We start from the raw sequence: 25,257 nt of genomic DNA on the forward strand, positions 1-25,257 counted from the left end.
GCCGCCGCTGCGCAGCGGCCCGTCGGTCACCGCCACCGCGGTCGTCGCGGGGGCGGACTCCGCAGCCGCCGCGGCGGACGGGGCCGCCGTGACGGGCACGGCGGAGATCGGTGCGGCATCGGATTCGCCAGCCGCAGGCGACGCCGCCGCGACCGGTGCCGGCACGGCATCGGCCGCCGGCGCAGCCGCAGCGATGGGCTCCGCGACCACCTCCGTCGCCGACGCTGTGGCCTCGGTGAAGCTGCCATCGGGGCTGACGACGAGGGCCCACCGTGTGGCGCCGTCGACGACGGTCGCGGTGACCGGCTCACCCGCCGACGCGGCCATCAGCCGGATCGACTCGACGATGCGGCTGCGCAGCCCCTCCTGCGTCGAGGCGAAGACCTCGTCGACCTCACCGGCGAGGTGGATCTCGGCGGCGGTTTGCGAAGTCACGAGCACGGTGGGTTCGAAAGTCACGCCTCCGAGTATCCCATCCTGTGCTGCACGCCGCCGGGGGCGCGGGCCTCACCCGGCGGCGAGCAGGTCATCGACGGTGCGGCGCACCTCGGCATCCGTCTCGGCATCCGCGCCGGTCGCCGTCAGTGTGAAGGCGCGCGACGCGACGTCGAAGGCGACCTCCACCCGATGGGCCGCATGCACCCAGCGCAGCACCCCGGCGGTGCCGCCGAGCTCGGCGGTGAACTCGCCGTCGAAAGCCGGATGCGCGGCCCGCAGCCGCAGCAGCTCGCCCAGCGCGCGCACGACGGGGCACTCGAGCTCGGCGGCGATCTCATCGGGCGTGTAGTGGTGGCGGTTGACGTCGCGGCCCACGCCGGTGGCGTGCAGGAGGTCGACGTCGTTGCGCCCGGCGAACAGGCCGACGTAGTACACCTGCGGGATGCCGGGCACCATCAGCTGGATCAGCCGCGCGAGCAGGTAGGCACGATCGTCGGCACCGACCGCGTCGTAGTAGGTGCAATTCACCTGGTAGAGGTCGAGGTTCGAGGCGGCCGCGCCAGTGGCGAGCCGGCTCGTCCCGCCGCTCGCGTCGTGGATCGCCTCGACGAGCGCGTCGATCTGCGCGGGGGCGAGGAGTCCCGGAACGCCGGGCTTCAGGTCGCTCTCGCCCACGTCGACGACGCCGATGCCGTCGTGGGTGTCGAGCACCGTGATGGTGTTGGCGGGCCGCACGGTCAGCCACTGCGCGAGCGGGCGGAGGTCGTGCTCGTGGAGGGCGTGCAGCACGAGCGGGGGCAGCGCGAAGTCGTAGCCGGAGAGATGATCCGCGGCGCGATCGAGGCGGCCCGTGCGCGCGGCTACATGGTGCTCGTCGGCGAGACGGGCGGTGACGCGCATCTGGAGCGCGACCTGCTCGACGCGATGTTCGATCGCCAGGTCGACGGGGTGGTGCTGGCCACGATGATGACCCACGCGCGCGCTATCCCGGTGGAGGCGACCCGCATGCCGACCGTGCTGCTGAACATCGAGCCGACCGACGACGCCGACTACGTGCGCGTGCTTCCGGACGAGGTCGCGGCCGGTGCCGCCGCCGCGCGCCTGCTCGTGGACACCGGGCACCGGCGCATCCACCTCATCGGCGTCGGCGACGACCCGGCGAACGCGCACCCGTTCGGCCTCGCCGCCGCCCAGCGTCTCAGCGGCGCCCTCTCGGTCTTCGCCGAGGCAGGGCGGCAGATCGTGTCGGCACGTCCCACGGTGCAGTGGCTGCCGCCGGAGGGCTTCCGCCTCGTGTCGGAGGTGCTCGACAGTGGCGCCGAGGTCGATGCGCTCCTGTGCTTCAACGACCGCCTGGCGATGGGCGCCTACCAGGCGCTCCAGGAGCGCGGGGTGCGTGTGCCCGAAGACGTCTCGGTGCTCTCGTTCGACGACACGTCGTTCGCCCGCTGGCTGCGGCCGGGCCTCACGACCTTCGCCTTCCCGCAGCGCGCTCTCGGCCGCGCCGCCGCGGACGAACTCATCGACCTGATCGAGCGCGGCGCCGCGGCAGACGGATCATCCCCTCCCCCGGTGGCGCACCTGGTTCCGCTGCCGTTGCGGATGCGCGCCTCGGTCGCCGACCGGACTTAGACCCGGAAGACGGAATGGACCGGGCCGCACACCGCGCGCCCCTGAAGCTCGACGAGCTCCATCAGCACCGCCGTCCCCGCCAGCTGCAGGCCGAGCTCGTCGAGCAGGTGCTGGCCCGCGCGCAGAGTGCCGCCCGTGGCGAGGATGTCGTCGACCAGCAGCACGCGCGTGCCCGCCTCGAGGTCGTCGCTCATCTCGATCTCGGCCGTGCCGTACTCGAGGGCGTAGGAGACGGATGCCGCGGGCCGCGGCAGCTTGCCCGCCTTGCGGATCGGCGCCATCCCCACACCCGCCGCGATCGCGACCGCGCCGGCCAATATGAACCCGCGCGCCTCGATGCCCGCGACGACGTCGAACTGCCCCGCGAAGGGCTCGATCACGGCATCCACGACGGTGCGCAGGGCCTGCGCGTCGGCGAGCAGCGGCGAGATGTCGCGGAACAGCACGCCCGGCTGCGGGAAGTCGGGGATGCCGGCGATGAGCGATTCGGCGTGGGCGAGGGCCTCGGAAGTCACCGGTCAAGGCTAGTCGCCGCCGGACGCGACCCGTCGCGCGAGAACCGCCACCGGGTGCGCAAGCGCTTGCGCTACGCTGATGCCATGACGTCGCAGTTGACCTTCTCCCTCCCCGACATCGGCGAGAGCCGCCCCGGCGCCGAATGGTGGCGCACCGCGGTGATCTACCAGATCTACCCGCGCTCGTTCGCCGACGCCTCCGGCGATGGCATCGGTGACCTCCCCGGCGTGACGGCGCATCTCGACGACCTGCGCGCCCTGGGCGTGGACGCCGTGTGGCTGAGCCCCTTCTACCGCTCTCCGCAGAAGGATGCCGGGTATGACGTCGCCGACTACTGCGACGTCGACCCCCTGTTCGGCACGCTCGCCGACTTCGACGAGATGCTCGCCGGCGCGCACGAGCGCGGCATCCGCGTGATCGTCGACCTCGTGCCCAATCACAGTTCCGACCGGCACGTCTGGTTCCAGGAGGCGCTGGCCGCAGCCCCCGGCAGTGCCGCGCGCGCCCGCTACCTCTTCCGCGACGGCAAGGGTGAGAACGGCGAGCTGCCGCCCAACAACTGGGAGTCGGTCTTCGGCGGCCCGGCGTGGACCCGCGTCACCGAGGCCGACGGCACGCCGGAGCAGTGGTACCTGCACCTGTTCGACACGAGCCAGCCCGACTTCGATTGGTCGAACCCCGAGGTGCAGGAGGAGTTCCGCGGCATCCTGCGGTTCTGGCTCGACCGCGGCGTCGACGGCTTCCGCGTCGATGTCGCGCACGGCCTCGTCAAGACCGACGGTCTGCCCGATCACCTTCCCGCGGTGGATGCCGACAGCATGGGCGGCTCCGACGACGACGTGCCGTACTGGGGTCAGGAGGGTGTGCACGAGATCTACCGTGACTGGCACCGTGTGCTCGCGGAGTACGACGGCGACCGTGCGCTCTGCGCCGAGGCGTGGCTGCCCACCGTCGACCGCACCGCCGAGTGGGTGCGCTCCGACGAGATGCACCAGGCGTTCAACTTCCCGTACCTCATGACCGAGTGGGATGCCGCGGCCATCCGCGAGGTCATCTCTGAGTCGCTGCGCGCGTTCCCTGCGGTCGGCGCCCCGGCTACCTGGGTGCTGTCGAACCACGACGTCGTGCGCCACGCGTCGCGGCTCGCGCTGACCGCCGAGAACCCGCAGGGCCACGGCATCGGTCCCGACTCGCCCGGCCAGCCGATTCCCGAGGTGGGCCTGCGCCGCGCCCGCGCCGCGACGACCGTGATGCTCGCCTTGCCCGGCTCCGCATACCTCTACCAGGGCGAGGAGCTCGGCCTTCCCGAGGTCATCGCGCTGCCGCCCGCGTCTCGGCAGGATCCGACCTGGTTCCGTACCGACGGCGAGCGCTACGGCCGCGACGGGTGCCGGGTGCCGATCCCGTGGACCGCGGATGCCGCCGCCTACGGCTTCAGCCCGACGGGCCAGTCGTGGCTGCCGCAGCCGGCCGAATGGGCCACGCTCGCCCGCGACGCGCAGGAGTCCGACCCCGACTCGACGCTGTGGCTGTACCGCACGCTGCTGGCGACCCGCCGCGCCGAGGGCCTCGGAGCGGCGACGCTGGAGTGGCTCGACGGCTACGGCGACGACGTGATCGCGTTCCGGTCCGGTCGGGTCACCGTGATCGCCAACGCCGGGGCCGCGCCGGTGATGCTGCCGTCGGGTACCGTGCTGGTCTCGAGCGAGCCGTTCGACGGCACGGAGCTGCCCGTCGACGTCGCGGTGTGGATGGTCGCGGACTGACGTGACCGGCATCGAGGAGGTCGCGCGCGCCGCCGGCGTCTCGACGGCGACGGTGTCGCGCGCCCTCAGCGGACGGGGACGCCTCTCCGAGGCGACGCGCGAGCGTGTGCGCGCCGCGGCCGCCGACCTCGGCTACGTCGTCTCGGCCGCGGCATCCACCCTCGCCTCCGGCCGCGCCGAGAACATCGGCGTGATCGTGCCGCTGCTGGACCGGTGGTTCTTCGCCACCGTGCTCGACGGCATCGCCGCGCAGCTCGCGCCGCGCGGCTACGACATGACGCTGTACAACCTGACCGACGATCCGGCGCAGCGGCGGAGCCTGTTCGAGACGTCGCTGCGCCGCCGACGCGTCGACGGCCTCATCGTGCTGTCGGTCGAGCTGAGCGCCGACGAGCTGCGCCAGCTGAACGAGCTGCCCGTTCCCGTCGTGGCGCTCGGCGTTCCGCATGCCGAGCTGCGGGGGCTGCGCGTCGACGACACGGCCGTGGGCCGGCTCGCCACGCAGCACCTGCTGGAACTCGGCCACCGCGACATCGTGCACCTCGGCTGGAGTCTGCCGGACGATGCGGGCGAGACCCTCGACATCCCCACGCGCCGGCGCCGCGGATTCGCGCAGGCGATGAGGGATGCCGGTGTCGCCGCACCCCGCTTCGTCACGGCCGACTTCACCGTCGAGGGGGCGCGCCGCGTATCGCGTGAACTGCTCTCCGGCCCCGACGCGCCCACCGCGATCTTCGCCGCATCCGACGAGATGGCGTTCGGCGTGCTGGCGGCGGCGCGCGAACTCGGCATCGAGGTGCCCGGCCGGCTGTCGGTCATCGGCGTCGACGGGCACGAGCTGGCGGAACTGTTCGAGCTGACAACGATCGAGCAGTTCCCGCACGCACAGGGCGAGCGCGCCGGACAGACGATCCTCGCGGAGTTGGGCGTCGACGAGGCGGCGGCTGCCTCGGCATCCCTGCCGTTCGAGCTCGTGGTGCGCGGCTCCACCGCGCCGCCGCACTGACCACCGGTTCGCGCCGCCCGTCCTCCCCTGTTCCGTATTCAGTCTGCGCTTCGGGACCTCGGCGCCCGTGCCGCGGAAACACGCGGACCACACCGGATGCCGGGACCGGCCAGACTGAGTACGGAACGGGGAGATGCCGCGACGCGGAGACGCGGAGAGCCGCGACGCGGCGCGAGCAGTCCCCGCGACGCGGCGCGAGCAGTCCCGACGACGCGGCGCGACCAGTCCCCGCGACGCGGCGGGAACGGCCGCAACGCGCGCGCTCGGCGACGGCCGAGTGACCGCCGCGTACTCTCGAAGGCATGAGCATCGACCTCGAAGCCCTCTACATCGACCTGCACCGCCACCCGGAACTGTCGTTCCAGGAGACCCGCACGGCGGGTGTCATCACCCGCGAGCTCACCGCTCTCGGTCTCGAGTACGTCGAAGGCCTCGGCACCACCGGCGTCGCCACGAGCATCACCGGCACGGCCACCGACGACGGACCCGTCGTGTGGCTGCGCGCCGACATGGACGGCCTTCCGGTCGCCGAGCAGACCGGCCTCGCCTACGCCAGCACCGCCCGCGGCATCGACCCGGCCGGCACCGACGTGCCCGTGATGCACGCGTGCGGCCACGACATGCACGTGACGGCCCTGCTCGGCGCGCTCGAGCGGCTCGCGGCGACCCGCGACGAGTGGTCGGGAACCGTCGTCGCCGTCTTCCAGCCCGCCGAGGAGTATGGTGCGGGCGCCCAGGCGATGATCGCCGACGGCGTACTCGACCGTTTCCCGAAGCCCGACATCGTGCTCGGCCAGCACCTGACGCCGCTCCCGGCGGGCACGATCGGTGTGCGCCCCGGAACGCAGATGGCGGCCTCGGACGGCCTCACCGTGCGCCTTCTCGGCCGCGGCGGCCACGGTTCGCGACCGCACGCCACCATCGACCCCGTCGTCATGGCCGCCGCCACCGTCATGCGCCTGCAGACCATCGTGTCGCGCGAGATCGACCCGCGGGAGATGGCCGTCGTCACCGTCGGCTCGATCCACGCGGGACTCAAGAACAACATCATCCCCGCCGAGGCGAAGCTCGAGCTGAGCCTGCGCTACCCCGACGACGAGGCCCGCGCCGACGTGCTCGCACGCGTCGAACGCATCGTGCGGGCGGAGGCCGCGGCATCCGGAGCGGAGGAGGAGCCGGTCATCACGACCGACCACTCGCTGCCGCCGACGATCAACGACCACGAGGCCACCGCGCGCCTGTCCGCAGCGTGGGAACGCGCCTTCGGCGAAGGGACGGTCGTCGACCCGGGCATGTTCACCGGAAGCGAGGACGTCTCGTGGTTCGCCCGCGAGGCGGGCGTGCCGCTCGTCTACTGGTTCTGGGGCGGGCTCGACCCGCAGCAGTTCGCGGATGCCGTCGCGCGCGGCACCGTGAACGAGGACATCCCCACCAACCACTCGCCCTTCTTCGCCCCGATCCTGCACCCCACGATCGAGCGCGGAGCGGACGCGCTGGTCGTCGCGGCACGGGAGTTCCTCGGATGAGCCTCGAGGATCTGTTCGGCCCCCAGCCCGACGAGCCGGAGCGCCCGGCTCGCGAGCCCCGGGCGGAGCGCGAGCCCCGGGCGGCGCGCGAGCCCCGGGCGGCGCGCGAGCCCCGGGCGGCGCGCGAGCCCCGGGCGGCGCGCGAGCCTCGGCCTTCGCGCGAACCGCGTGATCCGAAGCCGCCGCGCGAACCCCGCGAACCCCGCACCCCGGGCGGTGGAGGCGGTTCTCGCACGACGCTGATCCTCGGCATCGTCGTCGGCGTGCTGGCGGTGGCCGTCGTCGCCGTGGTCGGCTTCGCACTGACCCGCCCGTCCGATTCGGCGCAACCGGCCACGTCGGCGACGGCGGTGGCGACCGACGATGCGTCGGTCCCGGCATCCACCCCCTCCTCGACGCCGAGTCCCACCACGACCGCCGCGGCCACGGGCGTGGCGTTCTCGGCGACCGGCTTCACACTCACGACCGCCGCCGGCCAGCCCTTCACCTACCGATGGGCCGACGAACCCGCCGCCGCCGTCGCGGCCCTCACCGCGGCCTTCGGGGCGCCTCCGACGCAGCGCACGCAAGCGGGCAACGGATCGACACTGCCGGACTACACCGTGTACACGTGGAACGGATTCTCGTTGTTCGAGATGGTCCCGACCGCGACGCTGACGCGAGCGGACTTCTCGCAGCCGGCGTACGCGCTGTTCACCGCGAACGAGGTGGGCGGAGTGCCGATCACGGCGGAGTTCGGCCTGAAGATCGGAATGAGCGCGGCCGAGGTGCGCGCCCTCACACCGGCGCCCGCGAGTGAGACACCCCGCGCCTCGGGCAGCATCCGCTTCGCCTTCGACCCCCAGCGTTCCTCGTTCAAGAACGGCACGCCCTCGTACAGCGTGTTCGCCGACACCGACGGTGCCGACGGCCCGGTCGGGACGATCCTGTACTTCTACGCTCCGCAGTAACACGCAGCCGCGGATCAGACGGGCGCCCTTCCGCTCGGTTCACAACTCCGGAGATTCGACGCCGCCAACAGCCGGCGCCCGGCCGTTCACCCGTTTCGGGACGACTTCTCCGGAGTTGTGAACACCGTCCCGCCGTCATCCACCGCGGCAGCCGGCTCACGCGCGTCGACGAGCCGCTGCCCGCTCAGCAGCCCCGGCAGCCCCCGGCCGTCGCGCGTCGTGAACACGAGCACGACGGATGCCGCGGCGAACACGAACTGCACGAAGGTCCCGGGCGCCGGCACGAGCCCCAGCAGCAGATAGCCGCCGATGCCGGCGACGAACCGCAGCGGCCGTGCCACCGGGGCCGGCAGCGGCCCGCCGCGGTAGCGCAGTTCGACGGCCAGGTCACCGGGCGTGCGGCCGGTGACGAGCACGACGACGGCCCACATCGCGATCGGCGTCACCGTGAGCGCGTGGCGACCCGCGGCACCGTCGAGGACGGCGGCATGGTCGCGAACGACGTACTCGAGGAACACCTGCACGGCGACGGCCGAACCGTACCCGACGAGCACGACGCCGAGCAGATCGCAGAACATGGCGAGCAGCCGGCGTCCGCGCGTGACCGGGTGCGGGCGGCTCCCGGCATCCGTCGATCGACGCACCCACCACCGTCGGGGGACGATCAGCGCGACGAGCGAGCCGAGCACCGCCCCGACCGTGTTCGTGAGCATGTCGTCGACGTCGAAGACGCGGTACGCGCACGGGTACAGTCCCCACACCCCGGTGAGCTGGGTGGTCTCGATCGTCAGCGACACCAGCAGGCCGGTCGCGAACGCAACGACGATGCCGCGACCTCCGAGCACCCGCAGGAAGAACCCGAGCGGCATGAACAGCAGCACGTTCAGCGCCAGTTGCAGGACGGCGAAGTCGGTGAGGCTGCGGGCGCCGCGAAGGTCGTCGATGAAGGCCCAGATGTTCAGGTTCGCGCCCGCGCAGGCGTAATTCTCGGCGTCGGGCAGGGGAAGCAGCGTGTACGTCCAGATGGCCCAGAAGTAGACGAGGGCGGCGGCCCACAGCAGAAATCGGCCGACGGCGAGCCGGCCGCGGCGACGGTAGCTGATCGCCACGAACGGCACGAACAGCACGATTCCGACCACGAATCCGATGGCCAGCGCGACGACACCGGAGTAGACCTCGTTCCGCATGCGTCGATCCTTGCAGCCTCGCGGCGTCATTCTCACGCTCGCCGGGATTGCGCGGCGACACGCGACCGCGTAATGTCGCCCGCCGTGACAGACGACAGTCGCGGCCCCGGCGAAGAGACGCCGATCGCCAAGCGCATCCTCATCGGCGAGCCCCTCACGAGCGAGGAGCTCGAAGGACAGCTGCTGCCCAAGAAGATGGCGCTGCCGATCTTCGCCTCCGACGCTCTCTCCTCGGTGGCCTATGCCCCGCAGGAGCTGCTGATGATCCTCCTGATCGGCGGCACGGCCTTCCTGGCGCTCAGCCCCTGGGTCGCGGCGGCGGTCGTCGCCCTGCTCATCGTGGTGGTGCTCAGCTACCGCCAGCTGATCAAGGCCTACCCCTCGGGCGGCGGCGACTATGAGGTCGCCCGCACGAACCTGGGCGAGAAAGCCGGCGTCGTGGTCGCGGCGGCCCTGCTGGTGGACTACATCCTGACGGTGGCCGTGTCGGTCGCCTCGGGCGTGGACAACATCATCTCGGCCCTGCCGAACCTCGACCCCTGGCGCGTCGAGCTCGCGGTCGGCTTCGTCGTGCTCATCATCCTGGTCAACCTCCGCGGCGTCCGCGAAGCCTCGACGGCCTTCGCGATTCCGACCTACCTGTTCATCGGTTCGGTCATGCTCATGATCGGTACGGGGCTCGTGCGCTGGATGCTGGGCGATGCGCCGATCGCCGAGAGCGCCCAGTTCGCCGTGCAGGCAGAAGACCTCAGCCAGGCCGCTCTCATCCTGCTGATCCTGCGCGCGTTCTCCAGCGGCTGTTCCGCCCTGACCGGCGTGGAGGCCGTCTCCAACGGTGTTCCGGCGTTCCGCCAGCCGAAGATCCGAAACGCCCAGACGACGCTCGTTCTGATGGGTTCGATCGCCATCACGATGTTCGCGGGCCTCACGGTGCTCGCTCTCGTGGCCGGTGTGCACTACTCGGAGGATCCGTGCCGGCTGATCGGCTTCAACTGCGAGGCGCTCGTGCAGCCGAGCCTCATGGCGCAGGTAGCCGCTGCGACGTTCGGCAACGGCAGCATCCTCTTCTTCGTGGTGCAGGCCGCAACCGCCGCCGTCCTGCTGCTGGCGGCCAACACGGCCTTCAACGGCTTCCCGCTGCTCGGGTCGGTGCTCGCACGCGACGGCTATGCGCCGAAGGCGCTGAACACGCGCGGCGACCGTCTCGTGTACTCGAACGGCATGATCATCCTGGGCCTTGCCGCGGTGCTCGTGCTCGTGATCTTCCAGGCGAAGCTGACCACGCTGATCCAGCTGTACATCATCGGAGTCTTCGTCTCGTTCTCACTCGGCCAGCTCGGCATGGTCAAGCACTGGCGGCGCGAGCTGCGCCTGCTCTCCCCGAAGGCGGCGAAGGCGCGGCGAGAGGCGATCTCGGGCCTGTTCATCAATGCGCTCGGGGCGACGTTCACGATCGTCGTCCTCGTGATCGTGACGATCACGAAGTTCACCCACGGCGCCTATCTCGTCTTCATCGCGATCCCGCTGCTGTCGTTCCTCATGATCGGGGTGCACCGCTACTACCGCGACGTCTCGCACGAGATCGCCATGGACGACGACGTGCACTACGGCTCGACCGGAGATGTCGCGCTCGTGCTGGTGGGCACGCTGCAGAAGCCGACGGCGAAGGCGATCGACTACGCCCTGTCGGGCAGGCACGACAAGACGTTGGCGGTACACGTCGCGGTCACGGCGGAAGAAGCCCGCGAAGTGCAGGAGGACTGGAAGCTCCACAACATGCCGGTCCCGCTCGTGGTGATCGAATCGCCCTACCGCCACTACGCGCCTCCGATCGCCCAGTTCATCACGAAGTATCGCGAGAAGCACGGCAGCGCCGTCGTCACGGTTTACATGCCGCAGTACATCGTCGGTCACTGGTGGGAGACGTTCCTGCACAACCGACGCGCGCGCCGCATCGCACAGCAGCTCATGCTCGTGCACGGCGTGCAGATCACACTGGTGCCGTGGCTGCTCGACTCGTCGGAGCTGATCTACGGCCGCCGCTCCCGCCCGCTTCTCGGAGATGACCGTCGTGACGGACGGCTGCCGAGCTACGGACTGGTCGCCCACACCGAAGACGAGAGTTGACGGCATCCGAGGCGGCTCCGTCGCGCCGGAGCCGTGACGGATGCCGGGGCGTAGCCTAGAGGGGTGACTTCCGCGACCGCGTCCCCCGCTTCCACCGCGCCCGTAACGGCCCTGGACGCCTCCGCGATCAAGGCCGACTTCCCGATCCTCGGCGAGCAGGTCAACGGCCATCCGCTCGCCTATCTCGACTCCGCCGCGACCAGTCAGAAGCCGCTCGCCGTGCTCGATGCGGAGCGCGACTTCCTGACGCACGCGAACGCCGCCGTGCACCGCGGCGCGCACACGCTGGCCGCCGAGGCGACGGAGCTGTTCGAAGACGCGCGAGCCACCGTGGCCGGGTTCGTCGGCGCGCAGCCCGAACAGCTCGTCTGGACGAGCGGCGCCACGATGGGCCTCAACCTCGTCGCATACTCCATCGGGAATGCGCGCCTCGTGAGACCGGGTGACGAAATCGTCACGACCGCGATCGAGCACCACGCGAACCTCACTCCGTGGCAGGAGCTCGCGGCCCGCACCGGCGCCGTGCTGCGCCACATCCCGACGCACGACGACGGCACGCTCGACATGGATGCCGCGGCATCCCTCATCACCGAGCGCACCCGCGTCGTCGCCTTCACGCATGTCTCGAACGTTCTCGGCATCGTGAACCCGGTCGCCGAGCTCGTCGCCCTCGCGCAAGGCGTGGGCGCGATCACCGTGATGGACGCCTGCCAGTCCGCGCCGCATATCCCGCTCGACCTGCCCGCTCTCGGCGTCGATCTGGCGGTGTTCAGCGGTCACAAGATGCTCGGCCCGTACGGGGTCGGCGGTCTCTATGGGCGCACGCCGGTGCTCGAGTCGCTGCCGCCGTTCCTCACGGGCGGGTCGATGATCACCACCGTGACGCTCGACCGCGCCGAGTACCTGCCGCCGCCGCAGCGCTTCGAGGCGGGCACCCAGCCCGTCGGCCCCGCGATCGGCCTGGCGGCGGCTGTGCGCTATCTCGACGCCGTCGGGCTGGATCGCATCCATGCCCACGAGGGCATGCTGGCCGATCGGATGCGCGCGGGGCTCGTCGAGATCCCCGGCATCCGTCTGCTCGGCGACGCCGCCGGCGTCGGGCGCGTGGGGCTGTGGTCGTTCGACGTCGACGGCGTGCACGCCCATGACGCGGGCCAATTCCTCGACGCGCGGGGTATCGCCGTCCGCGTCGGCCACCACTGCGCCGCGCCCCTGCACACGCGCTACGGCGTCACGGCGAGCGTTCGCGCGAGCACCGCCCTGTACAACACCACCGACGACGTCGACCGTCTCATCGAGGCCGTCGCCGGCATCCGCCCCTACTTCGGAGTCTGACATGAGTGATCTCGACGCCCTCTACCGTGAGCTGATCCTCGATCACTCCAAGCATCCGCAGCACTTCGGTCTCACCGACGAGGGCGACGCGCCCGCAAAGGTCGGCACGATCGGCACCTCGCACCAGAAGAACCCCGTGTGCGGCGACGAGATCACGCTGCGCGCCCGCGTCGACGGGGAGACGATCGCCGACGTGCAGTGGGAGGGCCGGGGCTGCTCGATCTCGCAGGCCTCGGCATCCATGCTCGCCGACCTCGTCGCCGAGGAGGGGCTCAGCCGGGCCGAGGCCCTGCAGCTGATCGAGGGTTTCCGTGAGGCGTTGCGCTCGCGGGGCACGATCGAGCTCGACGAGGAGGTCTACGGCGACGCCGCGGCCCTGTCGGGCGTCTCGAAGTTCTCGGCGCGCGTGAAGTGCGCGATGCTCGCCTGGGTCGCCCTCGAAGACGCCATCGCGAAGGCCTGACCCCCCTCCCCCTCCCCGGGGCGGATGCCGAGCCGCTACGTTCTGCGCGAGCCGCCACGATCTGGCGTAGCGGCTCGCGCGAAACGTAGCGGCTCGGCGAAGGGGTGGGGGTTACGAACCGAGGAACTCGAGGGCGGCGCTGCGGAAGACCCGCGAACCCGGCGCGTTGAAGTGGTGGCGGTCGGGGATCTCGACGAAGCGGCCCTGGGGGCAGGCGGCGGCGAGCGCCTTCGAACCTTCGATGATGCCGTCGAGCGATCCCGTCGCGAACATCGCCGGCTGCTGCGGGGCATGCGCGGGGTCGGGATCGACGGTCTTCGACGACCGCATGCCCTCGGCGATGGCGAGGAGCGCCCGCAGGTCGTTGCCCGGCACGCGCTCGGCGAGCGCGATGTAGTTCTGCGTGACGCGATCGGTGACCGGCGTGCCGTCTGCGATGAGCGCGCGCACCTGATCGAGGTCGAGGCGCGCGAGCGGGATGCCGTCGGGAACCCCGCCGAGAACGGCCCGCGGAATGCGGGGGGCGATGTCCTGCACGACCTCCCAGCCCACGCGGGCGCCGAGGGAGTACCCGACGTAGAACGCCTCGTCGACGAGGTAGGTGTCGAGCATCGTCTCGACGTCCCCGGCGAGCTGGCGGATATCGTACGCGCGGGGCTCGTGCGGCTTGTCGCTGGCTCCGTGGCCGCGCTGGTCGAGCGCGAGCACCCGATATCCGGCAGCGGTGAGATCGCGCACCCAGCCCGTCGCGACCCAGTTGTCCTTCGTGCTCGATGCAAACCCATGCACGACGACGACAGTCGGCGCGTCCTCGTCACCCCACGAGTACGTCGCGATGCGGTAGCCGTCCCCGACCATGAGGTACTGCGGGTCGGGCATCTGCGTGAGGTTCTGAAGCGGCGCGGTCACGGCTTCTATCCTGCCGTCGATTCGGCGGGTGTGGTCGCCGCCGCGAGTCAGTCCTCGACGCGAACTTCCTTCCAGAACGCGACGTATCCCGAGAAGTCCTTGCCGACGCGGGCGATGCCGCTCTCGTAGGGATCGGGGTACGACCAGGCACGGTCGGCCAGCAGCTCGTCGCCGGAGCGCACGGAGTAGTACTGGCACTCGCCCTTCCACGGGCAGGTGTAGGGCGTGGGGCTCTCCTGCAGGAGGTCCCCGTTCGCGCTCGACGGCGGGAAGTACCAGTTGCCTTCGATGGAGATCAGGTCGTCGCGGTCGGCCTCCGCCACCGTCACATCACCCAGAACAGCTTTCATCGCGTCCTCCGCTTCGCTCGCGTCCCACCCTTCCACCGTCGCACGCGGCCCGCAACGAGGTCGGCGACCGGCTGCTGCGGAAGCGGGATGGGCTGGGTGACCACGGCATCCACCACCATCGACCCGTCCGTCGGCCCGATGACGGCGATGGGGGTGGTGAGAGTCGGCTCTGCGGGGTCGACCGGCATCCGCTCGAGCGCCCGGTGAGCGCGCAGGTACGCGGGGATGAGGATGACGCTGGCGCCGACCCAGGCGAGCGGGTTGCTCCACACGACGCCGACGAACCCGAAGATGTGGCCGAGCACGACCGCCGCGCCCACGCGCATCGCCAGCTCGACGAGCCCGGTCACCGTCGGGATGACGGTGCTGCCGAGACCCTGCAGGGTGCCGCGCAGGATGAAGAGCACGCCCAGCGCCGTGTAGCTGGCGCCGTTGATGAGCAGCATGAGCGCGGCCAGCTGTACGACGGTATCGCTGCCGTCGCCGACGAACAGGCGCACGAGCGGGGCTCCGAACGTGATGAGCAGCGCTCCGAGCACGACGGCGGCAGCCAGCGCCATCCAGATCGCCTGTCCGACGCCGCGACGGATGCGATCCGGGCGGCGCGCCCCCAGGTTCTGGGCGGCGTACATGGATGCCGCGAGCCCGAGCGACTGCAGGAGGGCGACGGCGAGGCCGTCCACGCGCGATGCCGTCGTGTACGCGGCGACCGCGTCGGCGCCCAGGGTGTTCAGCGCGACCTGCACCGTCAGGGTGCCGATCGCGATGATCGACGCCTGGAACCCCATGGGCAGGCCGAGTCGCAGGTGCTCGACGAGATCGGCCCGCGTGATGCGCCAGTCGGCGCGCTGCACGTGGAGCACGGGCAGCCGACGGCGGACGTACACGAGGCAGAGGATCACCGAGAGGGCCTGCGAGACGACGGTCGCGAGCGCCGCGCCGGCCACGCCCAGACCGAACGGACCGACCATGAGGATGACGAGCACCACGTTGAGTCCGCAGGCGATCGTGAGGAACAGCAACGGCGTGCGCGAGTCGCCGATCGCCCGGATGATCGCGGAGAGGTAGTTGAAGCCCATGATGGCGCCGGCGCCGACGAAGCTGACCTGGGCGAACACCGTCGCCTCGTCCATGAGCTCGGGCGGCGTCTGCAGCAGGTGCAGGGCGGGACCGGCCAGCAGCGGCGCGCCGACCGTCAGCACGATCGTCGTGATCGCGGTGAGGATCGTTCCCGCCGCCACCGAGCGGCGCACCGCCGTGACGTCGCGGGCGCCGAAGGCTTGCGCCGTGGGGATCGCGAATCCGCTCGTCAGACCCCAGGCGAACCCGAGCAGCAGGAACAGCAGGCTTCCGGTCGCGCCGACGGCGGCGAGTGCATCGACGCCGAGATGGCGCCCGACGACGATCGCGTCGACGAACTGATACAGCTGCTGCACGACGTTGCCGATGAGCAGCGGCACCGCGAACGCGAGGATGACGCGCCAGGGGCTACCGGTGGTGAGAGAACGTGACATACGACCGGGTTCGAGACGGGGGCGGAAACGGCGAAAGGCGCTCCTCACGGGAGCGCCGGATTCCAGGCTATCGAATCGATTCGAGGAGCGCAAGCCTCGGCATCCGTCGGTCGGGTCCTGCCCGGCCGGTACTGTTGCAGGCATGTCCGTAGGTCTGCTCGCCGTCGTCGATGACATCCTCAGCGCGGCGCTGAAGGCATCGGCCAAGTCCGCAGGCGTCGTGATCGACGATGCCGCCGTCACCCCGCAGTACGTGCAGGGGCTCTCTCCTGCACGGGAGCTTCCGGTCGTGGGTCGCATCGCCCTCGGGTCGCTCGCGAACAAGTTCCTGATCATCATCCCGATCGCGATGCTGCTCACCGCCTTCGCGCCCGGGGTTCTGCCGTGGCTGCTCATCGTCGGCGGCGGATACCTCTGCTTCGAGGGCGCCGAGAAGGTGCTCGAGTGGTTCGGCTTCCACCACGGCGGCCACGACGACGAGGGCGGGCGCGACGAGAAGCGACTGGTCATGGGCGCGATCCGCACCGACCTGATCCTGTCGACCGAGATCATGCTGATCGGCCTGTCGAACGTCGATCCCGACCTGGACTTCTGGCTGCGCCTGGCCGTGCTCGCGGTCATCGCGCTCTCGATGACGGCGCTGGTCTACGGCGCCGTCGCCCTGCTGGTGAAGATCGATGACATCGGCCTGAAGATGGCCAAGAGCGGTTCGGTGCGCGTGCGCCACACCGGTACGCGCATCGTGCGGTCGATGCCCGCGGTCTTCCGCGTCATCTCGATCGTCGGCACCGTGGCGATGCTGTGGGTGGGCGGCCATCTCGTGCTCGCCAACCTCGGCGAGGTCGGCTGGCACGCCCCGGTCGAACTCCTGCACGCCGTCGAGCACGCACTCGAGCCCCTCGGCCCGGTCATCGTGTGGATCGGCGACACGGCCGTGTCCGCCGTCGCGGGACTGGTCGTGGGCCTCGTGATCGTCGGCATCGCACTGGCCATCGGCAAGGCCTTCGGCCGCAACCTCAGCTTCAGCGAGGGACACCGCGCCGCCCACGGCGAGACCGACTGACGGCGGCTGCCCCGCGGTCGAGAAACCACTTTCGCCCCGAGAAATCGTCGGCACCGTGGTTTCTGAAGGCGGATGTGGTTTCTCGAGGTGAATCCGGTTTCTCGCGCAGGCCGCCCGGTCAGTCGAGCGTGACGACAGCCCCGCCGTCCGCGTCCCGTGACACGTGGATGCCGCGGGCATCGGAGACCGTCCACGTCGGCCCCGCCTCGGCGGCGTGGGGGCCGACGCCGATCACGCGCATGCCGGCGGCGCGTCCGGCGGCGATGCCGTTGGCGGAGTCCTCGACCACGATGCAGCGCGCGGCATCCACCCCGAGCGCGGCGGCGCCGGCGAGGAAGCCCTCGGGATCGGGCTTGCTGCGGCTCACGTCGGCCGCCGCGATCACGACGGGAGGCATCGGCAGCCCGGCGGCCCGCATGCGCGCAGTGGCCAGCTCGGTGGTCGCCGACGTGACCAGGGCGTACGGAACGCCCTCGTGAGCCAGGGCGGCGAGCAGGTCGGCCGCGCCGGCGATCGCCACGACGCCCTCGGTCTGCGCCGTCTCGGTGGCGAGCATCGCGGCGTTCTCGGCGAGGTTGACCTCGTGCGGGCGGTCCGGCAGCAGGAGCGCCATCGAGTCCTGGCCCTGCCGACCGTGGATGATCGACAGGGTCCGTGCCGGATCGACGCCGTGATCGAGCGACCACTGCGTCCAGAGGCGTTCGACCACGGCGTGCGAGTCGACGAGGGTGCCGTCCATGTCCAGCAGCACGGCCGACGCAGAGGTCGCGATGCGGGGGACGGATGCCGGGACGCGCAGCGCCTCCCACCCGCCGCCGAGCGGCGGCAGGTGCCAGCCGGCCTGGACCGCACCGGACGCGTCACGGCGCACGATCGCGCGATGCGGAGAGGTGGTGTCGACCACGTGCACGAGCACGCTGCCATCGTCGCGGCGCTCCCCGCGGGTGGAGAGGCGCAGGTGGGTGGCATCGGGTGCACCGTCCACGGCCGGGCCCTCGACGGTGATCTCCTGCCAGAACGGGCCGACCGGCAGAGAGCCGACGCCGGGGAGGGCGAGGCGCCATCCGTCCGCCGCGTCGTCGAGGGCGAGTCCCGCGACGTCGAACGGGTCGGGACTGATCGTGAGCCGGTCACGCTCGGCCCAGCCGTCGCGCGCCGCGTCGAGGGCCGCGGTCGGCGCCGTCGGCACGGTCGGTGCGGTGTCGGCGCCCGTGGCGGCGGGGGTCGCGGCATCCGCTCCGCCTGCCGCGTCCGCGACCTCGACAGCCGCGACGAACGCCCAGAACGCGCGCAGCGTCGCCTGGGTGTCGAGGGTGGCGCCCTGGTAGGCGATGACCAGGTCGTGGTCGGGCAGCACGAGCGCGAACTGGCCGAACGCGCCGTCGAGCCGGAACCCCTCACGGCCGCGCCACACCTGGTATCCGTACCCGAGGCTCCAGTCGTTGACCTCGCCGTCGGCGGCGATCGGCCCCTCGAACACCGAGGTATCCGACCAGGGACGCGACATCTCCTCGACATACCAGGCCGGCGCGACCTGCACGCCGTCGACCACGCCGCGGGCGTTCAGCATGATGGCCGTGCGGGCGAGATCGTCCACGGTCAGGTGGAAGCCCGAGGCGCCGTGCTCGATGCCGCCGTACGGCGACATCCATCGCTCCCCGATCCCGAGCGGGTCGAGCAGCCGCGGGCGCAGGTACGCGGTGAGCGGCTCGCCGGTGAGGGCGGTGACGATCGCGGACAGTGTGTGCGTGGCCGGGGAGTTGTACGCGAAGTGTGTGCCGGGAGCGAACGCGGGCTCTTCGCGCAGCAGTACGAGCGGATCGGTGCCGATGCGCTCGATCTGCTCGGCCGAGTGGCCCGTGTTCATCGTGAGCAGATGACGCACCGTGATGCCGTGCGGGTTCTCCTCCCCCACGTGCAGACCCGCAGAATCGTCGAGCCCCAGCCGCCCCTCGTCGGCGAGGAAGCCGATCGCCAGCGCCGTGTACGTCTTGGATGCCGAATACACGAGCACCGGCCGCTCCAGCCGGTACGGGGCCCACGCGGTCTCGAAGGCCACCTCGCCGTGGCGGGCGACCAGCAGCGCGTGCGGGTCGAGACCCTCCGCGGCGAGGCGCTCGGCGAGCGCCAGCACGGCGGCTTCGGGGATGCCGAGGTGCTCCGGGGCCCGACGGGCGAGGGGGCGGAACGACGGGGAACGACGGGACTGCGGCGAGGAAGTCATCTCCTCCACTCTACGAGCGCCGCCGTGACGCGCGGACGAGAAGCGCCATCGACTCCGGCACGCCACGGATGCCGGGGCGCGAGCCCGCCAACCCCGGAATCGGTGTCGCAATCTGCGGCTTCGCGCCGAATCGGTGTCGCAATCCGCGGCTACAGCTTCATCGACGCCGCAGAACGCGACCCCGATTCGCTGGCGGGGCGGGCGAGGAGCGGGGCGGGGCGGCGCGGCGCGGCGGGCGGGGTGGCGCGGCGCGGCGCGGCGGGGCGCTCAGCGGCGCAGCGAGCTGAGCGCAGTGTCGAGGGCCGCGACGAACCGGCGCGCATCGACCTCGGTGAGCACGAGGGGCGGTTTCACCTTCAGCACGTTCTGCCGTTCGGAGGCGGCCTGCACGATGAACCCGTGTCCGAGCAGCAGATCGCACACGCGCGCCGCCTCTTCGCGCGCGGGCTCGAGCGTCTCGCGGTCACGCACCAGCTCGATACCGAGATACAGACCCGTTCCGTGGACGGTGCCGATGAGCGGATGCCGCGACATCAGCGCCCGCACCTCCTCGGCGATGATGCCGCCGACCCGCGCTGCATTCTGCTGCAGCCCTTCCGCGTCGATGATGTCGAGGATCGCCGATCCGGCGACCGCGCTGACGGGGGTGCCGCCGGCCGAGGAGAAGAACGTTCCTTCGCGGGCGAGGGCATCGACGATCTCGCGGCGCGTGATGACGGCGCCGAGGGGGTAGGCGTTGCCCGCCGCCTTCGCCACCGAGACGATGTCGGGCACGAGCCCCTGCATCGTGCTCCCCCAGAACGATGATCCCAGGCGCCCGTAGCCGACCTGCACCTCGTCGGCGATCACCAGGCCGCCGTGCGCGCGCACGGCGTCGGCCACCGCCGTGAGGTAGCCGGCCGTCGGGATGACGCCGCCGGCGTTGCCCAGCACCGGCTCGCAGATGAAGGCGCCGGCGGGTCGGCCCTCGTCGGCCAGGGCGCGCGCGAGGTCGGCGACCTCGCGCGCGTACGCGGCCCCGGCATCCGGTCCGCGGTGACGGCCGCGGTAGGCGTTCGGCGCGTCGACGAGGTGCACCCAGTCGGGACGCGAGTCGGCGGCGTGCGGGTTGTCGAACGCCGAGGTGCTCACGGCGTCGGCGGCGCTCGTCCAGCCGTGATAGCTCTCGCGCACGGCGATCACGTCGCGCCGGCCGGTGGCGACGCGGGCGAGCGTGAGGGCGAGGTCCACGGCTTCCGACCCGCTGTTGACGGGGATGACGGTGTCGAGCGACGGGTCGGGGCTGTGCGCGACGAGCCGCGCGGTGAACTCGGCGAAGGCGTCGTAGAGGAAGCGCGAGTTGGTGTTCAGCAGGTGCAGTTGCCGGGCGATGCGGTCGGCGAAGACGGGATGAGCGTGTCCGATCGCCGTCACATTGTTGACGAGGTCGACGTAGGCGCGTCCCTGCGTGTCGATGAGGAGCGCGCCCCAGCCGCGCTCGATCTGCGGCGGCTCGGCGTAGAAGCGTTCGGCGGCGGCGCCGATCGCCTCCTCGCGCACCCGTCGGGCGTGCCGCGTCGCCCGCACCGGATCGGCCACGCGATCGGTGCCCAGGATCGCCGACGGATCTGCCGCGCCCGGGGTCTCGGCTTCGCCCTCGGCATCCGTGAATGCCGCGTCGGCGGCGGCCTCACGCAGACGGCGAGTGATGCGCAGGCGGCCGAGCCCCGGTTCGAGCTCTGCGACGCGTCCCAGCGGAGCACCGGCATCCACCGCCCCGTCCGCCGCCGTCGCGACCGCCGGGTCGAGGACGATCCCCTCGATCCGCAGCACGACACCGGCGTCGCGCACCTCGATCGCGCCGGCGCCGCCGCCCGGATCGGTGTCGACCGTCAGGATGCCGCCGAACGGCGCGGTGACCTCGACACCCGGGCGGGTCCACAGCTCGACACACCGCGCCCGGGTGGCAGCGGGTCGGGTGGTGTCGGTCGACACGCGGCTCAGGCGGCTCTCGCCGTAGCGCAGCACCGCGACCGGGGCGGAAGCGAGGGTCTCGCGGACGAGCGCCTGCTCGGTGCCGGGAACCGTCCAGCGACCGCGATCGAGGTGCGCGCTGCGGATGCCGAGGTCCACGGCGGCCGCGGCATCCATCTGTGCCAGGACGGGACGGTAGGCGAGGCCCGCGCGGTGCGGACGGCCCGTGGCCAGGCGCAGCTGCGCCGTCACCTCGGCGGACGGTACCCGGGCCGTCCGCGCGAAGACCTGCCACTCGTGCTCGACCCGCTCGCGCGCGTAATCGTTGCCCGGGTCGATGCGCAACTGGCTCCAGCCGCTGACGGCGAGCACGGCGCCGCGGAGCACGACCAGCGGCCAGAGCGCCTCGATCTCGGCATCCGCGAGGCGCGCGCGCTGATCGAAGCCCGTGACGGCGCGGCCGACGATCGCGAGGTCGTCGGTGCGACCCATGAGGTCGGCGAGCAGCATCGCCAGCTCGGCGGCACGCCACGACGTCGCGACATCGCCGAGGTCGATCACCCAGTGCCGCCCCCGCCGGTCGCGCATGACGTTGTCGGCGGTGAGGTCGCCGTGGATCACCTGGCGCGGAAGGTGGGCCGCGACGGCGTCGAGCTCGGCGGCGGCGCGGCGGGCCGCCGTCAGGCACTGCTCGCGACGGTCCTCGGGGAGGTCGTCGATGAGCTGCTCGACGACGGCGAGGGCGTTGCCGAGCTCCCACTGCAGGTTGCGGTCGGTGTCCTCGGCATCCATTCCGGCCAGCACCTCGGCGACCTCGGCGACGAGCTCACCCAGTTCCTCGGCCTGGGCGCCGTCGGCATCGGTGATGTCCGACAGCGGTTTCCCGTCGACGATCTGGAAACCCGCGACGCGAGCGACCTGCCCGTCGGCGCAGACGATCTGCGTCGTGCGAGCGCCGTCAACGGTCGTCAGCACCTCCGGGGTGAGCAGTCCCTCGGCGCGCAGGCGATCGGAAGCCGCGATGTGCAGGTCGACGGCGAACGCGTCGACCGTCGGGTGGAAGATCTTGACGAGAATGCCCGTTCCGTCGGCGCCGCGCACAAGGAAGTTGCGGTCCTGCTGACTGCCCAGCTCGGTGAGCTCGCCGTCGACGCCGTAGTCGCGCCGCGCGAGCGCGCGGACCTCGTCGAGGTCGACCTCGGGTCGGGCGAGCAGCCAGTTGTCGGTCATCGGGTCACGTCCTTCGGGAGAGGGCGGTCGAGCGGAGATCCCGCCGGTGCGCGCCGCACGGGCACCACGATTCTGGCGGATGCCGCGGCATCCGTGTGTCCGAATCAGCCCCGTTGACCGGTCATCTCGTCCGCCCGTCGATTCCGAGGCTGTGGGGCCTCGCCGCGACTACTGCACCGTCCACCAGGCGATGTCGACGAGACAGAGCTCGCCGTCGACCTCCCGGTAGAAGACGTCGCCCGGATACTGCGCACCCGCGATGACGCGCGACGCAGGGAGCGAGAGGTTGATGCTCCACGTCGGATCATGATGGGCCATCTCGGGCCAGTGGGCGGCGACGAACCGCTCGGGCTCTTGAGCGGTGAGCCCCTCCCCGTCCGCCGGATCGCGCACGTCGGGTTGCGATCCCGGGCAGACGAGTGCCGCAGCCTCGCCCGCCGCGGCGGCCGCGATCAGTTTCTGGGTCGTGTCGATGACGTGTGCACCGGCGTCATGCGGCGACTCTGTCCGCCACAGACGGGCACCGCCACGCCCAGCCGCAGGACCGCCTCACCGCTCCCGCAGCGCGGTGACCAGCTCCTTCGCGTAGCGAGAGCCCTGGGCGGTCGTGCTCCAGGCGATGCCGATCGCACGCACGCGCTGCGGCTCCAGCGGGAGATAGACGACGCCCGGGTCGTCGCGGCCCGGTGTGCGCGGCAGGATCGAGACCCCGAGGCCACCGGCGACGAGGCTGCGCATCGTGTCGATCTCGCTGCTTTCGAACGTGACGTTCACGGCGACGTCGGCCTCATCCAAGATCCCGGTGACCGCCGTCCGCAGCTCCGCGATGCGCGAGAAGCCGATGAAGTCGCGCCCTGCCAACGCCCGCACATCGACCGGGCCGGATGCCGCCGCGAGCGGATGGCCCGAGGGGACGGCGATGCACAGCGGCTCTTCGGCGAGCGGCTGCCATCCGATGTCGTCGGAGGTCGCGGAGGTCGCCAGCGGTGCCGTGCTCAAGGCGACGTCGATCGTGTCGAGGGCGAGCCAGCCGTAGAGGTCGCGGGCGAAGCCCTGACGCAGCGAGACCCGCACATCGGGTCGCAGTGCGCGGAAGCGCTGGATGACGTCGGGCACCATCCACCGCGCCACCGAGTGCAGGAACCCGACGCGCAGCAGCCGCCCCTCGTCGGCGATCAGCTCAGCGTGACGGCGGGCCGACTCGACCGCGTCGAGGACGCCAGCTGCGTCGGCGCGGAAGGCGAGACCGTTCGCGTTCAGCTCGAGCCGTTTGCCGTGTCGGGCGAACAGCACCATCCCGACCTCGTCTTCGAGTCGCGCGAGCGCGCGTGACACGTTCGACTGGTTGACGCGCAGTTCCGCGGCGGTGTCGCGCGTGTTCTGCGTCTCGGCCAACGACAGGAAGATGCGGAGGGTCTGCTCGTCCATGACACCGATTATGCGCTGAACGCATCAAAAGCGGCTTTCGTTTCATTTCCGGCCCGTCTGTGCGCGGGACGACGATGGTCCGCATGGCCGTCACCCTGCTCGATCGCACCCCCACCGGGTCGATCGCGCGCATCGCCGCAGGCACCGCCTCCTACCGACGCGTCGTGGGCCTGCTCGCCGCTGGCGGCCTCGCGAACTTCGCGATCATCTACTTCCCACAACCGCTGCTGCCGTCGATCGCGGCGTCGTTCGGGGTGGATGCCGGCGCCAGCGGACTCGCGATCTCGGCGACGACGGCGGCCATGCTCCTCGGCCTGCTGCTGTCGGCCCCGCTGTCCGACCGCATCGGGCGGGTGTCCGCGATGAGCGGATCGCTCGTGGTCGCCGGCGTTCTCTCGGTGGCGTGCGCGTTCGCACCCACGTGGGAGGCGTTCCTCGCCCTCCGCGCCGCGGGGGGCCTGGCACTGGCGGTGCTGCCGGCCGTCGCGCTCGCGTACCTGCGGGACGCCGTTCGCGACGACGCCCACGGGCGCGCCAACGCGCTGTACATCTCCGGCACGGCGCTCGGCGGTGCCGTGGGCCGCCTCGCGCCGCTGCCGCTGGCCGCCCTCGGCGGCTGGCAGCTCGTGAGCACCGTGCTCGGTGCGCTGAGCGTCATCGTCGGCGTGCTGGTCTGGTTCGCGCTCCCCCGCGACGGCGCGGCACCGCTGCCGCTGCGGATCGGCGACCTGCTCGGCGGCACGGTCGCCTCCCTTCGCGACCCCGTCATCCTCGCCGTGTGCGTGGCGGGCGCGCTCGCGATGGCCACCTTCGTCGGGTTGTACAACGCGGTGCCGTTCCGGCTGGACGGGCCCCCGTTCTCACTCGGCGCGGCAGAGGTGTTCGTCTACTTCGCCTACCCCCTCGGCATCCTCGCGCCGGGCCTGTTCCACCGGATCTCGAGACGCCTCGGCCGCGCGGTCACCTCGCTGCTGGGCGCGCTCGCGATGCTCGCCGCGATCGGCCTGGTGTTCTGGCCGAACGTCATCGCGGTGTTCGCGGGTCTCGGACTTCTGACGGCGGCCTTTCTCGGAACACACTCGATCCTCAGCGGGTGGGTCGTCGCGCGCGCTCAGGCGGTGGGGCGCAGCACCTCGCGGGCATCGAGCGCTTACCTGCTGACCTATTACCTCGGCAGCACGGTGTCGGGCGCGGCATCCACACACCTGTTCGCGAGCGCCGGCTGGACGGCCGTCGTCCTCCTCGCGGCGGGGCTCACGACGCTGTGCGCGGCGCTCTTCCTCACGCTGCGGCTGCGAGGTTCAGCCGGAACATAGCGCCGCGTGCGAAAACGGCCCTATGGATGAACCCGAGCACACGTCTCATCACCCCTCCGGCGCCGAGGCGTCAATCCCTGCGCCGGCTCCGCGGCTGCCCTTCAGTCAGCTCGCCATCTGGGGCTTCGTGATCTCCTGCGTGAGTCTGTTCGTGTTCGGGTTCCTCGGAACCGTGGGCGCGATCACCCGTTCCCACTGAGTTTTTCGACCAGCATCCCCCCGTCTGCTCACGACGAGAAAGAACGCCTGACCAGCGGTTCTGGACGGGAGCGCGACCCTGCGGTGCCCACTCCTGGGCGCGGGGTGGGAGAAAGGGCCGGGCGG

At 71.4% G+C, this 25,257-nt stretch carries 21 protein-coding genes and 1 pseudogene; 11 read left to right on the forward strand and 11 right to left on the reverse strand.

The genetic code is table 11. The features are described from left to right. A pseudogene (locus tag AS96_RS12905) lies at positions 1-459 on the reverse strand (MinD/ParA family ATP-binding protein); the annotation flags it as partial. A 48-nt stretch (positions 460-507) separates the two neighbouring features. Next, the gene (locus tag AS96_RS12910; RefSeq protein WP_231477260.1) at positions 508-1,338 is read right to left on the reverse strand and encodes a hypothetical protein; all 831 of its coding nucleotides are present in this window, start codon (positions 1,336-1,338) and stop codon (positions 508-510) included. Here AS96_RS12910 and AS96_RS12915 point away from each other — a divergent pair. Next, positions 1,303-2,070 (forward strand): substrate-binding domain-containing protein, encoded by a 768-nt coding sequence (locus AS96_RS12915; RefSeq protein ID WP_231477262.1) that lies wholly within the window; start codon positions 1,303-1,305, stop codon positions 2,068-2,070. The genes AS96_RS12910 and AS96_RS12915 overlap by 36 nt on opposite strands. Here AS96_RS12915 and AS96_RS12920 read toward each other — a convergent pair. Continuing rightward, on the reverse strand, positions 2,067-2,585 hold the full coding sequence (locus tag AS96_RS12920) for an adenine phosphoribosyltransferase (RefSeq protein WP_036290523.1): 519 nt from the start codon (positions 2,583-2,585) through the stop codon (positions 2,067-2,069). The genes AS96_RS12915 and AS96_RS12920 overlap by 4 nt on opposite strands. 84 nt (positions 2,586-2,669) lie before the next feature. Between AS96_RS12920 and AS96_RS12925 the strand changes: the two genes are divergently transcribed. From AS96_RS12925 to AS96_RS12940, 4 genes are all read left to right on the forward strand, one after another. Then, positions 2,670-4,352, forward strand: a complete 1,683-nt coding sequence (locus AS96_RS12925; RefSeq protein WP_036290524.1) for a glycoside hydrolase family 13 protein — start codon at positions 2,670-2,672, stop codon at positions 4,350-4,352. A 1-nt stretch (position 4,353) separates the two neighbouring features. Next, a complete protein-coding gene (locus AS96_RS12930) occupies positions 4,354-5,358 on the forward strand; it encodes a LacI family DNA-binding transcriptional regulator (RefSeq protein ID WP_036290525.1) in 1,005 nt (334 codons plus the stop codon). A gap of 302 nt (positions 5,359-5,660) precedes the next feature. Next, positions 5,661-6,884 (forward strand): amidohydrolase, encoded by a 1,224-nt coding sequence (locus tag AS96_RS12935; RefSeq protein ID WP_036290526.1) that lies wholly within the window; start codon positions 5,661-5,663, stop codon positions 6,882-6,884. Continuing rightward, positions 6,881-7,834, forward strand: coding sequence for a hypothetical protein (locus tag AS96_RS12940; protein WP_036290527.1), 954 nt, complete (start codon positions 6,881-6,883; stop codon positions 7,832-7,834). Before AS96_RS12935 ends, AS96_RS12940 begins: the two co-directional genes overlap by 4 nt. Positions 7,835-7,920: 86 nt before the next feature. On the opposite strand, the gene AS96_RS12945 is transcribed toward AS96_RS12940, so the two are convergent. Then, positions 7,921-9,021 (reverse strand): VanZ family protein, encoded by a 1,101-nt coding sequence (locus AS96_RS12945; protein WP_036290528.1) that lies wholly within the window; start codon positions 9,019-9,021, stop codon positions 7,921-7,923. A gap of 72 nt (positions 9,022-9,093) precedes the next feature. On the opposite strand from AS96_RS12945, the gene AS96_RS12950 reads away from it, so the two are divergent. The 3 genes from AS96_RS12950 to sufU all read left to right on the forward strand — a co-directional run bounded on the left by AS96_RS12950 (position 9,094) and on the right by sufU (position 12,946). After that, the gene (locus AS96_RS12950) at positions 9,094-11,148 is read left to right on the forward strand and encodes an APC family permease (RefSeq protein ID WP_036290529.1); all 2,055 of its coding nucleotides are present in this window, start codon (positions 9,094-9,096) and stop codon (positions 11,146-11,148) included. Positions 11,149-11,211: 63 nt separating this feature from the next. Then, positions 11,212-12,483, forward strand: a complete 1,272-nt coding sequence (locus AS96_RS12955; RefSeq protein ID WP_081768066.1) for a SufS family cysteine desulfurase — start codon at positions 11,212-11,214, stop codon at positions 12,481-12,483. 1 nt (position 12,484) lies between these two features. Continuing rightward, a complete protein-coding gene (sufU, locus tag AS96_RS12960) occupies positions 12,485-12,946 on the forward strand; it encodes a Fe-S cluster assembly sulfur transfer protein SufU (RefSeq protein ID WP_005051616.1) in 462 nt (153 codons plus the stop codon). A gap of 111 nt (positions 12,947-13,057) precedes the next feature. On the opposite strand, the gene AS96_RS12965 is transcribed toward sufU, so the two are convergent. From AS96_RS12965 to AS96_RS12975, 3 genes are read right to left on the reverse strand one after another with little or no spacing between them, the layout of a single operon-like run. After that, positions 13,058-13,855: an alpha/beta fold hydrolase gene (locus AS96_RS12965; protein WP_036290530.1), complete on the reverse strand. Its 798-nt coding sequence runs from the start codon at positions 13,853-13,855 to the stop codon at positions 13,058-13,060. A gap of 47 nt (positions 13,856-13,902) precedes the next feature. Next, positions 13,903-14,205 (reverse strand): DUF427 domain-containing protein, encoded by a 303-nt coding sequence (locus AS96_RS12970; protein WP_036290531.1) that lies wholly within the window; start codon positions 14,203-14,205, stop codon positions 13,903-13,905. Continuing rightward, positions 14,202-15,719 (reverse strand): MATE family efflux transporter, encoded by a 1,518-nt coding sequence (locus AS96_RS12975; protein ID WP_036290532.1) that lies wholly within the window; start codon positions 15,717-15,719, stop codon positions 14,202-14,204. The genes AS96_RS12970 and AS96_RS12975 overlap by 4 nt, the downstream gene beginning before the upstream one ends. 142 nt (positions 15,720-15,861) lie before the next feature. Between AS96_RS12975 and AS96_RS12980 the strand changes: the two genes are divergently transcribed. Further along, positions 15,862-16,782, forward strand: coding sequence for a DUF808 domain-containing protein (locus AS96_RS12980; protein ID WP_036290533.1), 921 nt, complete (start codon positions 15,862-15,864; stop codon positions 16,780-16,782). Positions 16,783-16,900: 118 nt separating this feature from the next. On the opposite strand, the gene AS96_RS15110 is transcribed toward AS96_RS12980, so the two are convergent. The 4 genes from AS96_RS15110 to AS96_RS13000 all read right to left on the reverse strand — a co-directional run bounded on the left by AS96_RS15110 (position 16,901) and on the right by AS96_RS13000 (position 23,617). Continuing rightward, entirely contained in the window at positions 16,901-19,006 is a 2,106-nt protein-coding gene (locus AS96_RS15110) for an HAD-IA family hydrolase (RefSeq protein WP_081768067.1), read from the reverse strand. Positions 19,007-19,273: 267 nt separating this feature from the next. Beyond that, positions 19,274-22,189, reverse strand: coding sequence for an aminotransferase class III-fold pyridoxal phosphate-dependent enzyme (locus AS96_RS12990; RefSeq protein WP_036290534.1), 2,916 nt, complete (start codon positions 22,187-22,189; stop codon positions 19,274-19,276). A gap of 168 nt (positions 22,190-22,357) precedes the next feature. Continuing rightward, a complete protein-coding gene (locus AS96_RS12995) occupies positions 22,358-22,582 on the reverse strand; it encodes a hypothetical protein (protein WP_197017309.1) in 225 nt (74 codons plus the stop codon). A 156-nt stretch (positions 22,583-22,738) separates the two neighbouring features. Next, entirely contained in the window at positions 22,739-23,617 is an 879-nt protein-coding gene (locus tag AS96_RS13000; protein ID WP_036290535.1) for a LysR family transcriptional regulator, read from the reverse strand. A gap of 83 nt (positions 23,618-23,700) precedes the next feature. Between AS96_RS13000 and AS96_RS13005 the strand changes: the two genes are divergently transcribed. After that, positions 23,701-24,933, forward strand: coding sequence for an MFS transporter (locus AS96_RS13005; protein WP_231477264.1), 1,233 nt, complete (start codon positions 23,701-23,703; stop codon positions 24,931-24,933). A 22-nt stretch (positions 24,934-24,955) separates the two neighbouring features. After that, on the forward strand, positions 24,956-25,132 hold the full coding sequence (locus AS96_RS15525) for a hypothetical protein (RefSeq protein WP_036290536.1): 177 nt from the start codon (positions 24,956-24,958) through the stop codon (positions 25,130-25,132). Positions 25,133-25,257: the final 125 nt, after the last annotated feature.

Origin of the sequence: Microbacterium sp. MRS-1, assembly GCF_000585455.1 — a bacterium.
Lineage (GTDB): Bacteria > Actinomycetota > Actinomycetes > Actinomycetales > Microbacteriaceae > Microbacterium > Microbacterium laevaniformans.

Excerpts from the sequence above, each read along its gene's own strand:
- AS96_RS12915 (WP_231477262.1), top strand. The coding sequence starts at position 1,303 with ATGGTGCTCGTCGGCGAGACGGGCGGTGACGCGCATCTGGAGCGCGAC.
- AS96_RS12910 (WP_231477260.1), bottom strand. The coding sequence starts at position 1,338 with ATGCGCGTCACCGCCCGTCTCGCCGACGAGCACCATGTAGCCGCGCGC.
- AS96_RS12925 (WP_036290524.1), top strand. The coding sequence starts at position 2,670 with ATGACGTCGCAGTTGACCTTCTCCCTCCCCGACATCGGCGAGAGCCGC.
- AS96_RS12935 (WP_036290526.1), top strand. The coding sequence starts at position 5,661 with ATGAGCATCGACCTCGAAGCCCTCTACATCGACCTGCACCGCCACCCG.
- AS96_RS12940 (WP_036290527.1), top strand. The coding sequence starts at position 6,881 with ATGAGCCTCGAGGATCTGTTCGGCCCCCAGCCCGACGAGCCGGAGCGC.
- AS96_RS12945 (WP_036290528.1), bottom strand. The coding sequence starts at position 9,021 with ATGCGGAACGAGGTCTACTCCGGTGTCGTCGCGCTGGCCATCGGATTC.
- AS96_RS12950 (WP_036290529.1), top strand. The coding sequence starts at position 9,094 with ATGTCGCCCGCCGTGACAGACGACAGTCGCGGCCCCGGCGAAGAGACG.
- sufU (WP_005051616.1), top strand. The coding sequence starts at position 12,485 with ATGAGTGATCTCGACGCCCTCTACCGTGAGCTGATCCTCGATCACTCC.
- AS96_RS12970 (WP_036290531.1), bottom strand. The coding sequence starts at position 14,205 with ATGAAAGCTGTTCTGGGTGATGTGACGGTGGCGGAGGCCGACCGCGAC.
- AS96_RS12975 (WP_036290532.1), bottom strand. The coding sequence starts at position 15,719 with ATGTCACGTTCTCTCACCACCGGTAGCCCCTGGCGCGTCATCCTCGCG.
- AS96_RS12980 (WP_036290533.1), top strand. The coding sequence starts at position 15,862 with ATGTCCGTAGGTCTGCTCGCCGTCGTCGATGACATCCTCAGCGCGGCG.
- AS96_RS15110 (WP_081768067.1), bottom strand. The coding sequence starts at position 19,006 with ATGACTTCCTCGCCGCAGTCCCGTCGTTCCCCGTCGTTCCGCCCCCTC.
- AS96_RS12990 (WP_036290534.1), bottom strand. The coding sequence starts at position 22,189 with ATGACCGACAACTGGCTGCTCGCCCGACCCGAGGTCGACCTCGACGAG.
- AS96_RS13000 (WP_036290535.1), bottom strand. The coding sequence starts at position 23,617 with ATGGACGAGCAGACCCTCCGCATCTTCCTGTCGTTGGCCGAGACGCAG.
- AS96_RS13005 (WP_231477264.1), top strand. The coding sequence starts at position 23,701 with ATGGCCGTCACCCTGCTCGATCGCACCCCCACCGGGTCGATCGCGCGC.
- AS96_RS15525 (WP_036290536.1), top strand. The coding sequence starts at position 24,956 with ATGGATGAACCCGAGCACACGTCTCATCACCCCTCCGGCGCCGAGGCG.